This is a genomic window from Actinomyces wuliandei (assembly GCF_004010955.1).
Classification (GTDB): domain Bacteria; phylum Actinomycetota; class Actinomycetes; order Actinomycetales; family Actinomycetaceae; genus Actinomyces; species Actinomyces wuliandei.
Genome location: NZ_CP025227.1, coordinates 320,232 through 333,738, shown reverse-complemented (window position 1 = coordinate 333,738; position 13,507 = coordinate 320,232). Strand labels below are relative to the sequence as shown.

Here is a 13,507-nt window from a genome sequence, read left to right as displayed (position 1 = left end):
ACCTCAGCCACCACACTGACATCACGAGAAACAGTCGTGAAAATAGGGTGAGTCTGGCAGGCAGGAGACCAGGCTGACGGCACACGGGCCGTGGGTGAGGGACAATAGGCCTCCTATGGCACAGGGAGAGGACACGCACCACACGGCGCCGCACCAGCATGACGGCGAACCCGCCAGCGCCCCCGGGCGGCCAGGCAGCAGGCCTACCCGGAGCCGGGGCAGGCGGCCAGGACGCCGCTCTGGCAGGTCAGGCCGCTCCGGCAGGTCCTCCGGCCCCCACCGCCGCTGGCCGGGCTTCACCCCCGACCAGCTCGCCGCGCGCGCCGCCAGCGTCCCTGCCCTCGTCTACCCCGAGGAGCTGCCCGTCAGTGCCCGCCGTGAGGAGATCGCCGCAGCCGTGCGCGACCACCAGGTCGTCGTCGTCGCCGGGGAGACCGGCTCGGGCAAGACCACCCAGCTGCCCAAGATCTGCCTGGGGCTGGGCCGGGGTGTGGCCGGGATGATCGGCCACACCCAGCCGCGCCGTATCGCCGCCCGCTCCGTGGCCGAGCGTATCGCCAGCGAGCTGGGCACCCCTATCGGGCGTGACGGCGTGGTGGGCTACCAGGTCCGCTTCACCGAGGAGACCGGCCCCACCACCCTGGTCAAGCTCATGACCGACGGCATCCTCCTGGCGGAGATCCAGTCCGACCCCATGCTGGAGCACTACGACACCATCATCGTGGACGAGGCCCACGAGCGCAGCCTCAATATCGACTTCATCCTGGGCTACCTGGCCCGGCTGCTGCCCAGCCGCCCCGACCTCAAGGTCATCATCACCTCCGCCACCATCGACTCCGTACGCTTCGCCCAGCACTTCGCCCACCACCTGCCCGCGACCACGACGCACCCCGGCTCCATCGGCACTGCCAGCACCAGCACGACCGACCCCACCGGACCCGGCGGCCAGCCGACCACGGACGGACGGCCAGACAGGGGCACGGACAGCCAGACAGGCAACCAGCCAGCCACGGAGCGCGTCCCGGTCATTGAGGTGTCGGGGCGCACCTACCCGGTCGAGGTCCGCTACCGCCCCCTGACGGCCGAGGACGCGGCCAGGGACGCGGCCAGGAGCCACGACTCCGCGCCCGAGGACGCCTCAGGTGCCGGGGGCTCCGGGGACCTCGGCGGGGCCTCCCCCGCCCCTGCCGGGACGCACGCCCCGCGCGGGACACCTGCTGCGGGGCCGGGCGACCTGACCGAGGCCGAGCTGGACGCCCTGACCTCCCCGGACCCGGCCGTGCGGGCCGCCGCCCGCGCCCGCCGGGAAAAGGCCCGCTCCTCGTCGCCCGGCCAGGGCCGGGCGGGTGGCACCGGCTCCCGGGGAGGAGGTCGCCCCGGCTCGGGCGGCTCCCGCCCCGGCGGCGGCCAGCAGGCCCGGGAGGAGGACCGCGACCAGGTCACCGGGATCCTCGACGCCGTTGACGAGCTCATGGCTGAGCCCCCGGGCGACATCCTGGTGTTCCTGGCCGGGGAGCGCGACATCCGCGACACCGAGGCAGCCCTCATCGACCACCTGGGTCCGCGCTACACCCCCGACGGGCGCTCCCGCACCCCCGGGGCCGTGGAGGTCGTCCCCCTGTACTCCCGCCTGAGCTCGGCCGAGCAGCACCGGGTCTTCGAGGCCCACTCCTGCCAGCGGGTCGTCCTGGCCACCAACGTGGCCGAGACCTCCCTGACCGTCCCCGGCATCCGCTACGTCGTCGACCCGGGCGTGGCCCGCATCTCCCGCTACTCCAACCGCACCAAGGTCCAGCGCCTGCCCATCGAGCCGGTCAGCCAGGCCAGCGCCGACCAGCGCTCAGGCAGGTGCGGGCGCCTGGCCGACGGCATCGCCGTGCGCCTGTACTCCCGCGACGACTACGACTCCCGCCCGCGCTACACCGAGCCGGAGATCCTGCGCACCTCCCTGGCCAGCGTCATCCTGCAGATGGCGGCCCTGGGACTGGGCTCGGTCCAGGACTTCCCTTTCCTTGACGCCCCCGACCCCCGCCAGGTCCGCGACGGCCTCCAGCTGCTCACCGAGATCGGGGCCGTCGTGCCCGATAACGCGCGCGGGGGCGCCCGCAGGCACGCTGCCCCTCCTCGCGCACCCGGCAGCGGCAGGGGCGCTGCCCCTGCGCCCCAGGCAGCCCAGGGCCCCCGCCTGACCTCGGTGGGGCGCCGCCTGGCCCGCCTGCCTATCGACCCCCGCCTGGGGCGCATGCTCCTGGAGGCCGGGGAGCGCGGGTGCGCCGGGGAGGTCATGGTCATCGTGGCCGCCCTGTCCATCCAGGACGTCCGTGAGCGCCCGGCGGACAAGCAGGAGGCCTCCGACGCCGCGCACCGGCGCTTCGCCGACCCCACCAGCGACTTCCTCACCTACCTCAACCTGTGGCGCTACCTGCGCACCCAGGCGCGCGAGCTGTCCGGCTCGGCCTTCCGCCGCATGTGCCGCGCTGAGTTCCTCCACTACCTGCGGGTGCGTGAGTGGCAGGACGTCCACGCCCAGCTGCGCCAGCTGGCCCGCCCCCTGGGGCTGGACGCCGCCCGCGTCGAGCTGCCCACGCCGACGGCGATCCGGGCGGCAGGGGACGCGCTGGAGCGTGGCCACCACGGCTCCCAGACGCCCCACGGGGACGTGGCCGCCGCCGTGGTCGCCCTGGGACGTAGCGCGGACACCCCCGACGCCGAGGCTGTCCACCGCTCACTGCTGGTGGGGCTGCTGTCCAACGTCGGCGGCTGGGACGAGCGCCGTCGGGAGTACTCCGGCGCCCGGGGCACCCGCTTCACTGTCTGGCCCGGCTCCGGGCTGCGGCGCAAGACCTACGACTGGGTCATGACCGCCGAGCTGGTGGAGACCTCCCGCCTGTTCGCCCGCACCGTGGCCAGGGTGGAGCCCGGCTGGGTGGAGGAGGCCGCCGACCGTGCCGGGCTGCTGCGACGGGTCTACGGGGAGCCGTACTGGTCCACCCGACGTGGTGCAGCCATGGTCCACCAGCGCACCATGCTCTACGGGATGACCCTGGCAGCCGACCGCCCGGCCACCCTGGTCTCGGTGGGAACCCGGCAGGCCCGGGAGCTGGCGCGGGAGATGTTCCTGCGCTGCGGCCTGGTGGAGGGCGGCTGGCACGCCCGCCACGCCTTCGTAGAGCGCAACCGGGAGCTGGTCGAGGACCTGCGCGGGCTGGAGCAGCGGCGCCGCGTCCACGGGCTGCTGGCCGACGACGAGGTGCTCTACGACTTCTACGACGAGCGCGTGCCCCAGGAGGTGACCTCGGCGGCCGCCTTCGACGCCTGGTGGAAGGACCAGCGGCGCTCCACCCCGGGCCTGCTGGACTTCACCCGAGAGCTGCTGCTGCCCGGCGACCGGGACGACCACGACGTGTCCGGCTACCCCGACACCTGGGTCCAGGGTGACCTGACGCTGCCCCTGGACTACACCTTCGACCCCGGCAGCGAGGTCGACGGGGTCAGCGTGCAAGTGCCGGTGGAGGTCCTGGGGCGGCTGGGGCCACAGGGCTTCGACTGGCTGGTCCCGGGGCTGCGGCCCGAGCTGTGCGTAGCCACGATCCGCGCCCTGCCCAAGCGGGTGCGCCGCCAGCTGGTGCCCGCCCCGGACGTCGGCGCCCAGGTGTGGGCCGAGGTGTCCCGCCGGTTCCCGGCGCCGGAGGGTGCCAGCGCGCCGGGGACGTCCTTCCAGGAGGCGTTCACCGAGGTCGTCGCCGACCTGAGGGAGGTCACCCTCACCCAGGCCGACTGGCAGGAGGCGCACGAGCGGCTGCCCGACCACCTGCGCACGACCTTCGTGGTGCTGGACGACCGCGACGAGGTCCTGGGGCAGGGCAAGGACCTGGTGGCCCTGCAGAAGGAGCTGTCGGGGAGCACCGAGGCGGCGGTGCGTTCCGTGGTACGCGGGGCGGTGGCTCAGGCCATGGCCGAGGCCCGCGCCCGTCAGCGCGCCGGGGCGGGCCCGGTTTCCGGGGACGCCCACGCCCCCGGGGCGGGTCCGGGCTCCGCAGGAGCCGAGGGCACCCGGGGCTCTGGGCGCACCCGGAAGGGGCGTGGCCGTCGGGGTGCTGGCGGCCGGGGGACAGCCGACCAGCAGGCGGACACGGGGCCTGGCACCGCAGCCACTGAATCCACAGCAACCTCTGCCTCTGATGCCAGCACCTCGGCTGCCACCACTGAGGCTGCCGTAGCGACCGGTCCCGCGAGCACGCTGGCCACCACCCCCGGACCAGCACCCGGCCCCCCGGTCTCGGGACTGGCCGAGCGTGAGGGGCTCACGGACTGGCCGCAGGGCGTGCCCGGACTGGAGGGGCCGCAGGCCTCGACGATCCCGGGCACGGTGGAGTCCACCGGCCGGGCGGGCCTGGTGGTGCGGGGCTACCCGGCGCTGGTGGCGCGCGGGCACCGAGCCGCGGACCTGCGGGTCCTGCCCGACGCCGCCGCGCAGGCGGGCGCCCACGGCGCCGGGGTCATCGCCCTGGCCCTGGCGCGCACGGCACTTCCCACCGGCCGGGTGACCAGCCGGTGGGACGCCACCCAGTCCCTGGTCCTGGCCGCCAGCCCCTACCCCTCCACCGAGGCCCTCGTGGCCGACGTCCAGCTGGCGGCGGCACGTCTGGTGGCGGGCCGCTGGGAGGAGTCCTCGGGGACGCCGCTGGCCCAGGTGCGTGAGCGGGCGGTGTTTGAGCGTCTGGTCTCCGTGGTGCGCGAGGAGTTGGAGGGCGAGGTCCACCGGGTGGCCTCGCAGGTGGCGCAGGCTGTGAGCACGGCCCAGGAGGTGGAGCGGGTAGTGTCGCGGCACACGTCCCTGTCGCTGCTGTCCACGCTGCAGGAGGTGCGTAGCCAGGCGGCCGGGCTGACCGGTGACAGGTTCGTCACCGCTACTCCAGCCAGCCAGCTGGCCCATTTGCCCCGTTACCTGAAGGCGCTGGCAATGCGGGTAGAGCGGGCGGCGTCCTCGCCGTCGGCCGCCTCCCAGGACGCGGCCCTGGCCTACCAGGTCAGCCAGGCCCTCGACCTCGTGGAGCAGGCTCGCGCCCGGGCGGCGTCCCTGCCTGCGGACCCGCAGCGTCAGGCGGTGCTGGAGGAGGCCCGCTGGATGGTCGAGGAGCTGCGGGTCAGCCTGTTCGCCCAGACCCTGGGCACCTCCCGGAAGGTGAGCCTCAAGCGCATCTCCCGGCTGGTCTCAGGGATCGGGTAGGGCCGGGCGACCCTGGGCGCCCACCCCAGACAGAGGTCCTGTGCCAGCAGCCACCCGGTTCGTACAGAATCGTGACATGACTCCAGTCCCTGCCCGCCCGGCAGACTCTGCCCACCCGAGGCGCCCAGTAGATCCAGCGGACCCCGCTGGCCTGCCCGCCGCGGCTGGCCGCCCCGGGCGCGCCCGCAGGGCGCCGTCGTCCTCGGGCGGGTTCCCGCACGGGCTGAGCCGCCGGGGCGTGCTGCTCCTGACGGCGGTCGTCGGCCTGGCCGGGTGCGGATCCCTGGGCGGCATCCGGGGTACCGAGCTGACCAGCGAGGTGGCGCGCACCGAGCTCAGCCTCACCGACGCCTCGGACCTGAGGGCCGCGGTCACCGCCTGCGACGCCCTGGGGGCGGCGCTCCTGGCGGCCCAGCTGGACAACGACGCCCACGCCAACGCCCTGGCCAGCCCGGTGTCCCTGACGCTGAGCCTGGCCACGGCCTCGCTGGGGGCGACAGACCCCGACGCCCAGGGGCTCAACACCCTTCTGGGTGCTGACAGCGAGAAGGAGCGCAACACCACCTGGTCGGCGATCCGCAGCTCCCTGCTGGCACACGACACTGACGACGGCGACGTCTCCGGCTTCGACCCTGGTGACGAGGCCCCGGAGGAGCCGCTGGTGCACGTGGCCGACCAGCTCCTCGTCGTCGACCACGACGAGCCCACCGAGGTGAGCCAGGAGTTCGTCGACGAGGTGCACCGCTGGTTCACCACCGACCTGCGGCGCGCCGAGGCCGACGACGCCCAGGACGTGCTGGACCAGTGGGTTCGGCAGAACACGGCGGGGCTCATCGAGTCCTCCGCGCTGGAGGTGACAGAGAACCTCAGGGCCGCGCTGCAGAACGTGGTGCTGTTCGCCGCACGGTGGCGCGAGCTGTTCGACGAGAAGGAGACCCGGGACGAGGACTTCACCTGCGCTGACGGATCCGTGACCAGCGTCCCGATGATGCGCCAGACCACCACCATGACGTGCACCGAGGGGAAGACTGGGGGCAGGACTGAGGGAAAGGACGAGCCGGTGACCTGGAAGGTGCTGCGCGTACCCTACTCCCAGGACTTCGCCCTGGACGTGGTGCTGCCGCAGAAGGGCACTCTCCCGGGTGACCTGCCGACGGAGACGTGGTCCCAGGCCTCCGCTCTCCTGGACGAGGCGGAGGAGGAGGGGCTCCGCCCCGAGGTGAGCCTGGTGATGCCGCGCATCGACCTGGAGACCGGTGACAGTGGTGTGGACATCATGCCGGTGCTGGAGGGGCTGGGGGCGGACATCGTCCCGATGGGACGCATCGGCCCAGGGCTCGAGGTCAACGCCTACCGCCAGCAGGTGCGGCTCATCGTGCGCGAGGACGGGACCGTGGCCGCAGGGGCCAGTGAGGTCGATGTCGGAGTGAGCGCCACCGACCTGGGGCAGGCCACCGAGTTCCGTGTGGATCGCCCCTACGCCATGCGCCTGCGGGACCTGACCACCGGCCTGGCGCTGTTCGAGGCCGTCATCAACAACCCGAAGCCGTCCTGACGGGGGCCTGACAGAGCTGCGTCTCGCCGGGACTGCGCCCAGGCCGTGGCCGAGATGTTCGAGACCGCTGACACTCAAGGGGCCGGCAGCCGTGCCACGCTTCCCGGCTGCGCTCCATCTAGGCCGCCCAGCCCCAGCCTGCCAGCCACCGTCCCAGCCGACCGCTCAGCGCACCAGCCGTCTCCCCGGAGCACTCGGGCATGACCGGTTCCGGCGATCAGCCCCACCGGGCCGGACACACCTCCCCCAGAGCGCACGGGCATGACGCCGGTGACACGGGCATACCTGTCAGGTTCTACCCCTGACTCACCTCCCGTCACTCCTCCCGCCGGAGGAGGCCCCGGCCACGGCTGCGTGTCCTTGACACCGCACCCACCGGGCATCCCGCCCTGGACTACGGCCTGACGGTACTGCCTGCCAGGGACGGAGGACGGCTGTCCTCCCTGGTCTCGTGGGGCAGGCTCGACCCCCGGTCCGCTATTGCGGAGTCACTGGCCTCAGCCGGTGTCGTCTCCGTCTCCAAGGGCGGCTTCCTGGGCATGCGGACGCTGTACCCCACGCTCAACCCCGGACCGGAGCAGGCGCTGCGCCAGCACCTCTACGCCGTCCTGCGTGGCCAGGCAGTCCCCACCCAGGCCGACCGTACGCTGCTGGCTGTCCTCCAGGGCCTGGGCAGCGCGGCCACAGTCCTGCCCCGCCAGCACACCGGTATGAGCGGGTGGGACCTCAAGCGCAGGATCACCGAGCTGGCCAAGGGGGACCCGGCCGGGGACGCCGTGTCCCGCGCCGTCGAGGCGGTCAACGCTGCGCTCATAACTGCCGTCATCGTCCCGACAGTGGTCATCTCCTGAGCACATCCCCGCCCAGGGCCAGGAGCTGCACAGGCCCTCTGGACCACGCCGTGGCCACCGGCTGGCCGGCGGGACTGGCGGGACTGGCGGGCTGCACATCTTCAGCGGGGACCACGCACGGCTCCGACGAGCCCGCCCGCGCCATCCCAAGGAAGCACCCGCCAGGACCGACCCCGCCTCACCCTCTCCCCGACCCGAAGATGTGCACCACCGTCTCTCCTGCACATCTTCAGCCCAGCCAGCCGACCAGCAGCCGCAGGAACCCGCAAGCCGCCCAGCCGCTACCACCCCACCAGACCCTGAAGATGTGCAGCCCCATACAACTCCACCAGAGAGAGCGGCCGACCTGCCCCCGTCGGTCCGAGGCGTCACAATGGTGCCCATGCTGACGCCGTACTCCCCCACGCCTGAGCCTCTGACCCGCATGGCTGACGGCACTGTCAAGCAGATCAGCCCCTTCACCGGCACGCAGGTGTGGACGGTGCCCGGCCGGGGCAACCGCCCGATCTCCCAGCCGGTGGACAAGGTCCGCCCTCTTACCGGTGCCGACCGCACCCGGGCCTGCGCCTTCTGCTCACAGCGCTATACGGACACCCCGCCGGAGAAGTCGCGCGTGGTGCGCGACCCCGACGGTGGCTTCGTCCAGCACGACGCCCTTCTGGCCTCCCAGCTGGACGACACCGTGGCGGAGTTCCGCCGCGTACCCAACCTCTTTGAGATCCTCTCCTACGACTACTGGCACGCCAACCACGGCTACGAGATCCCCGAGGCCGCCCGGCAGCGTATGAACGTCTACCTGGCCGACCCGGTGGGCCGCGAGCACGTCATGGGAGTGCTGCGCGCCAAGCTGCGGGCGGCGGGAGGCACCACCACCCAGTGGGAGACAATGGGTGACGCCGAGCGGATGCGGCACATGATCGGCTTCTTCGCCGGGGGCCACGACGTCATCATCGCCCGGCGCCACTACACCGACGACGCCGTGGACACCTCCGGCTTGGCCAGCTCAGGCACGCTGAGCGTGGAGGAGCACCGCGCCTACACCCACCTGGCGGTGGACTCCATGCGGGACCTGTACGCGGCCAACCGGTGGGTACGCTACGTGGCGGTGTTCCAGAACTGGCTGCGCCCGGCGGGAGCGAGCTTTGACCACCTGCACAAGCAGCTGGTGAGCATCGACGAGCGCGGTGTCAGTGCCGAGCTGGAGCTGGCCCGGGTGCGGGCCAACCCCAACCTGTACAACGAGATGGCGGTGGACTACGCCGCCTACCGGGGCCTGCTGGTGGCCAGCAACGAGCACGCGGTGGCCTTCGCCGGGTTCGGGCACCGCTACCCCACCCTGGAGGTGTACTCGACGTCCCCCACCACCGAGCCCTGGCTTATGGGCACCCAGGAGGTCGACGCCGTGTCCGACCTGGTCCACGCCCTGCACGCGGCCACCGGGGTGCACGTGCCCTGCAACGAGGAGTGGCACCACAAGCCCGCCGACGTGGACCAGCCCATGCCCTGGCACGTGACCCTGAAGTGGCGGGTCTCCACCCTGGCGGGCTTCGAGGGCGGCACCAAGATCTACCTCAACACGATCGACCCGTGGCGGCTGCGCGACCGCGTGGTGGTGCGCCTGGAGGACCTGCGTGCCAGCGGGCGCATCGCCCCGATGGACGTCGGCCATGAGTGCCCCACCTCCCCCAACCGCCTCCTGTACAACCCGGTCCTGGCGGCGCGCGCCCGGGCCTGAGTGCCCAACGGGCGGTGCGCCCTGGAGGCCGCCCATCCTGGCGGCGCGCGCCCGGGCCTGAGCACACGGGGAGGACCGGGCAGAGGCAGCAGCAGCTCGCAGGTGACAGTGGCGCGGCACGTCTGGGGTCACCGCGCCTGTCAGGGTGCTACACCCCCCTGGTGCCCCGACGTCACCCATTCGGTAGCAGGACCCGAAATCACAATATTGACAAGAAAGTCGCGCCTCGGAGAAAAATGGGTGCGGTGGCGATTAGTGTTCCTCCACGCCATCCCTATCACAATGACATTAGGAGTACCCATGACGCTCCCCGGCCAGAATCCTGGTCCCACCCCTCCCGGACCGCCTTATAACAACACCTTCGATAACACCTCCCCCGCACCAGCTCCTGGAGCACCCGGAGAGGCTTTCGCCGGGGGATCCCAGGGATCACCTGGCTCCCCTCTAGGCACTCCGCCCGGAACGCCCCCTCACACGCCTGCGCCAAAGCGGCGCAACACAGTGGGAATCATTGCCCTGGTCTGCGCGGTCGTCGGTTTCGTCTTCGCCTGCGTCCCGGGAGCGCTCATTGTCGGCTGGGTGCTGCTCCCCGTCTCGTTCATCCTCGGACTTGTGGCCCTGTTCCGCAGGGGAGAGACCCTCTGGCAGGCGATTTCCGCCGTTGTCCTGTCCATCGTGGGGACGATTGTCGGCGCGGTGGTGTTCCTGGGGCTGGCCGCGAACAGCCTGGACGAGGCACTCGACGGCGGGTCAGTGACCATCTCCTCCCCGGGCTCCGACTCCAGGACCGTCTCCGGCACCACCTCCGACTCCGACAGCGACGCGGGCCCCGACCCGCAGGGCTCCTCCGCAGCAGACCAGGCCGGCACCCGGGAGAACCCGCTCCCCCTGGGTACCGAGATCAGCAACGGCGAGTGGAAGATCGTCGTCAACTCGGTGACACTTGACGCCACCGACGCCGTGATGGCGGAGAACCCGTTCAACGACGCGCCCCCTGAGGGCCACGAGTACGTTCTGGTCAACTACACCGTCACCTACCTGGGGGACGACCCCAACGGGGCGATGCCCATGTCCACCGTTGACTACGTCTCCCCTGACGGGACGACGATGAGCTCCGCCGACACGCTGGCCGTGGCCCCCGACGCGATCGACACTCTGACCACCCTGTACAACGGCGGCAGCGTCACCGGCAACGAGACCATCGCCGTTCCCTCCGACTCGGCCCAGGACGGCGTGCTGGCGGTCCAGCCGGGAATGCTTGATGACAAGGTCTTCGTCGCCCTCGGCTAGGGCGGGCCACGGCTGCGCGCGAGGGCTGACCGGGGCGGCCCAGGCTCACCGGGCAGCCAGCCAGGGACTGGGCACCACGCGAGCCCGCCTGGCACGGCACCAGGAATGACAACAAGAACGTCATAGGACAACAAGACTTTCTGTTGCCCTATGACGTTCTTGTCTCCTAGGGGAGGACACCGCCGGTCACACGCGGCGCACTCCCAGCCCCCGTACCAGGGGGACGGCTAGCAGACTACCCGCGACCAGCGCCGCAGCCTCCAGAAGAGTGTCAGCCCTCAGGCCCGATCCCAGCACGAGATCACCGCCACAGATGACGACGACCGCTATCGCCGCATAGAGCAGCGCGTGGACCAGGAAGAAGGACGGGGAAGTGACCTCGGACGCTCCTACGGGGTCCCAGGGGCCGGGGACCGGGACGCCATCCCTGCCTCGCCCGCGCCCCTCCTGTCTGTTGCGCAGCACCACGAGCCCCACCAGGCTCACCACAGCGGCACGCAGCACCTCAACGAGGTAGAACGGCCTCAGCGGCCCCGCGTCGAACAGGCCCAGGGCCTCCCCGGCCGGACGCGCCACAGCCAGCGCCACGAACACCACCAGGTAGACGACCACGCCCACGAGCCCCGTCACCACGACGTTGCCCCACCGGACACGACCACCGCTCATCTGCTCACTCCCCGATCCTCGCGCTAAGAAGGGTGTCCATGACCGGGCTGGACCCGGACAGCAGCTGTCCCGGTCCGGCCACCGCCAGCACCGCCCACATCCCTGTGGCCCCGTCACTGATCCACAAGGACGCGCACTCGCCCGGGCTCTGCGAGGTCCATCCCCGCTGGGTGTCCACGTGGTACCAGGTCATATAGTAAGCCTCCTCCGTACCCGGCCACTGCTCGCGGCTACGGACCACGTAGGGGTTGGTGCCGCGCTGGACCGCCAGCAGGGAGATCTCCTGGTACTGGCTCTCCGCCAGCAGGGAGCGCCCCAGGTCCGGGGCGTAGAAGGTGTGGACGTCGGGTGAGGGGTCCCCTTCCAGGTCAGGGAAGAGGATGGTCGTCTGCTCCTGGCCGCCGCTGGACTCCCCCTTCTCCACAGTAGTCCCCTCGGGGGCAGTGAGGGTGAGACCGTCCTGGGTCACGGCCTGCCCCTCCTGGGTCACCTGCTTAATATTCCGCGACGCGTACTCCGGCTCCAGCCGCACCTCGTTGGGGTTGCGCCACTCCACCGGGGTCGCTGTCACCGCAGCCGCCTGCTGCTCCGCGTCCTGCCGGGCGCACCCCGCCTGGCCCGCCACCAGCAGCGCACCCGGCAGGGCCAGGGCCAGACGGCGGGGGAGAGCCAGGGGGCCGCCCCCGGGCCGACGTGGCAGAGCGTGCCTCCCCACAGTCGCCACAGCCGTCATCAGGCTCGTCATAGTCGTCATGGTCACTCGCACCCTTCCCACGGCAGCCACTCGTCACCCTCCAGGTACCTGCCGTTAGAGTACGTGGTGGAGGAGCTCTCGTCAGAGTACCCGAAGCCGAAGCCGATCCCGCCCGGCTTGAAGCTCGCACTGAACCCGAAGTCGGTCTGCCCCTCAGTCTCCACGTCCTGCGCGGTGACGGTCCCGCTCTCCCTCGCCTGGGCAATGTAGTCGTCCAGGGCGAAGTGCGCCCCGATGGGGTTGGAGGACGCCCCTGCGGCCCCCACCGCCTGGGCCAGTGCCCAGCCCTGCTCGGCGTCCGGACCAGTCAGGTCGATCGTCGCCTCATAGACGCGTCCACCGGAGGCCGGAGGCGTGGCCCAGTCGTCGCCGAAGAGGCTTGTCGCCGACGCCGACGCGTTCCCTGCGTACATCAGCTGCATCGAGGTCTCGATCGGCTCCCCGCTCTTGTCAAAGGTGACCGCCACGACCGCCTCCTGCTCACCGGAGGCCTCCCCCTCGGTCTGGTTGACACCGGGCACGCCATCGTTCCCCTGGACCGAGCCGTCCACCTTGGCACTGTAGTACACGGTCGTCGTCCCGTCGGTGGAGGAGGTGACTCCCAGCATGTTGGCCTGGTTGACGCCCGCCTCCACGTGCGTGGAACCACCGGTGGCACTGGCACTGGCGCTCGTGGTCACCCCGCCGGCGTAAGTGACGGAGGTCGGCTCCGGCGGGGTGTAGGTTCGGGCACCGTTCCTGTCCGTGATGTAGTTGTAGGCGGAGTACAGAAAGCCGCCCACACCAGAGACAGCCGAGGCAGCCTGCTCCTCCTCCGCCTGCTGCAGGTAGGCCCGCAGCTGCTCGGCCTCCTCAGCGGAGTTGACGGTGTAGGTCGCGGTGGCCTCCCCCTTCAGTCCCGCACCGACACCAACGCTGGCACCACCCCCGTAGGTGTTGCCGTCAACCGTCACCTCAAGGCCGTAGTCAGTTCCCTTGCCCTCCCCGACAGAGATGTTGGCCGTGTTGGTGGCGGAGACCTGGTAGGTCCCGTCGCTCATCTCCACCACCGTGATCGTCCCGGTCCCGTCAGCGGTCGCGACCACCGACACGCTCATGGTTCTGCTGCGTGACGACTCGGAGAGGGTGCACGGACCCTCCGGCTCGTGGGTCTTCTCGGCCTCGGTGCTGGCCTCCCCGCACGCCAGCCCCGGGCCTCCCACCGCCCGGCTCACCGTGGAGACCAGCTCGCAGCCGATCTGTCGGGCTGCCGGGGAGACGGCGATGACCACCGCCAGGAGCAGCACGACCACGATGAGGATAGCCCCGACGTACTCCACAGTCGCCTGACCGGACTCGCGATGACGTGTGCCCCTGCTCACTACTGCTCTTCCTTCCCGCCCCGCCTGCCGGGGTCCGCCCACCATCTCAACAGGAGCAGCGAGCC

8 protein-coding genes are annotated in these 13,507 nt (G+C 71.4%); 5 read left to right on the top strand and 3 right to left on the bottom strand.

Going from position 1 to position 13,507, the window contains the following annotated elements:
- The first annotated feature begins 115 nt into the window (after positions 1-115).
- From CWS50_RS01400 to CWS50_RS01380, 5 genes are all read left to right on the top strand, one after another.
- Positions 116-5,230, top strand: a complete 5,115-nt coding sequence (locus tag CWS50_RS01400; protein WP_127841359.1) for a DUF3418 domain-containing protein — start codon at positions 116-118, stop codon at positions 5,228-5,230.
- 76 nt (positions 5,231-5,306) lie between these two features.
- Positions 5,307-6,785, top strand: coding sequence for a serpin family protein (locus CWS50_RS01395; RefSeq protein WP_127841358.1), 1,479 nt, complete (start codon positions 5,307-5,309; stop codon positions 6,783-6,785).
- A 350-nt stretch (positions 6,786-7,135) separates the two neighbouring features.
- Positions 7,136-7,636 (top strand): GOLPH3/VPS74 family protein, encoded by a 501-nt coding sequence (locus tag CWS50_RS01390; protein WP_127841357.1) that lies wholly within the window; start codon positions 7,136-7,138, stop codon positions 7,634-7,636.
- Between the two features lie 382 nt (positions 7,637-8,018).
- A complete protein-coding gene (locus tag CWS50_RS01385; RefSeq protein ID WP_127841356.1) occupies positions 8,019-9,371 on the top strand; it encodes a DUF4921 family protein in 1,353 nt (450 codons plus the stop codon).
- 501 nt (positions 9,372-9,872) lie between these two features.
- The gene (locus CWS50_RS01380; RefSeq protein WP_243118399.1) at positions 9,873-10,661 is read left to right on the top strand and encodes a hypothetical protein; all 789 of its coding nucleotides are present in this window, start codon (positions 9,873-9,875) and stop codon (positions 10,659-10,661) included.
- Between the two features lie 186 nt (positions 10,662-10,847).
- Here CWS50_RS01380 and CWS50_RS01375 read toward each other — a convergent pair whose 3' ends face one another.
- From CWS50_RS01375 to CWS50_RS01365, 3 genes are read right to left on the bottom strand one after another with little or no spacing between them, the layout of a single operon-like run.
- Positions 10,848-11,327 carry a hypothetical protein gene (locus tag CWS50_RS01375; protein ID WP_127841355.1) on the bottom strand — a complete coding sequence of 160 codons (480 nt, stop codon included), beginning with the start codon at positions 11,325-11,327 and terminating at the stop codon, positions 10,848-10,850.
- Between the two features lie 4 nt (positions 11,328-11,331).
- The gene (locus tag CWS50_RS01370) at positions 11,332-12,072 is read right to left on the bottom strand and encodes a hypothetical protein (protein WP_164860040.1); all 741 of its coding nucleotides are present in this window, start codon (positions 12,070-12,072) and stop codon (positions 11,332-11,334) included.
- Positions 12,073-12,083: 11 nt separating this feature from the next.
- Positions 12,084-13,442 (bottom strand): hypothetical protein, encoded by a 1,359-nt coding sequence (locus CWS50_RS01365; protein ID WP_127841353.1) that lies wholly within the window; start codon positions 13,440-13,442, stop codon positions 12,084-12,086.
- Between the last annotated feature and the right edge of the window lie 65 nt (positions 13,443-13,507).

Bases quoted from the DNA above. Each gene is read 5' to 3' on its own strand.
- CWS50_RS01400 (WP_127841359.1), top strand. From the start codon at position 116: ATGGCACAGGGAGAGGACACGCACCACACGGCGCCGCACCAGCATGAC.
- CWS50_RS01395 (WP_127841358.1), top strand. From the start codon at position 5,307: ATGACTCCAGTCCCTGCCCGCCCGGCAGACTCTGCCCACCCGAGGCGC.
- CWS50_RS01385 (WP_127841356.1), top strand. From the start codon at position 8,019: ATGCTGACGCCGTACTCCCCCACGCCTGAGCCTCTGACCCGCATGGCT.
- CWS50_RS01375 (WP_127841355.1), bottom strand. From the start codon at position 11,327: ATGAGCGGTGGTCGTGTCCGGTGGGGCAACGTCGTGGTGACGGGGCTC.
- CWS50_RS01370 (WP_164860040.1), bottom strand. From the start codon at position 12,072: ATGACGAGCCTGATGACGGCTGTGGCGACTGTGGGGAGGCACGCTCTG.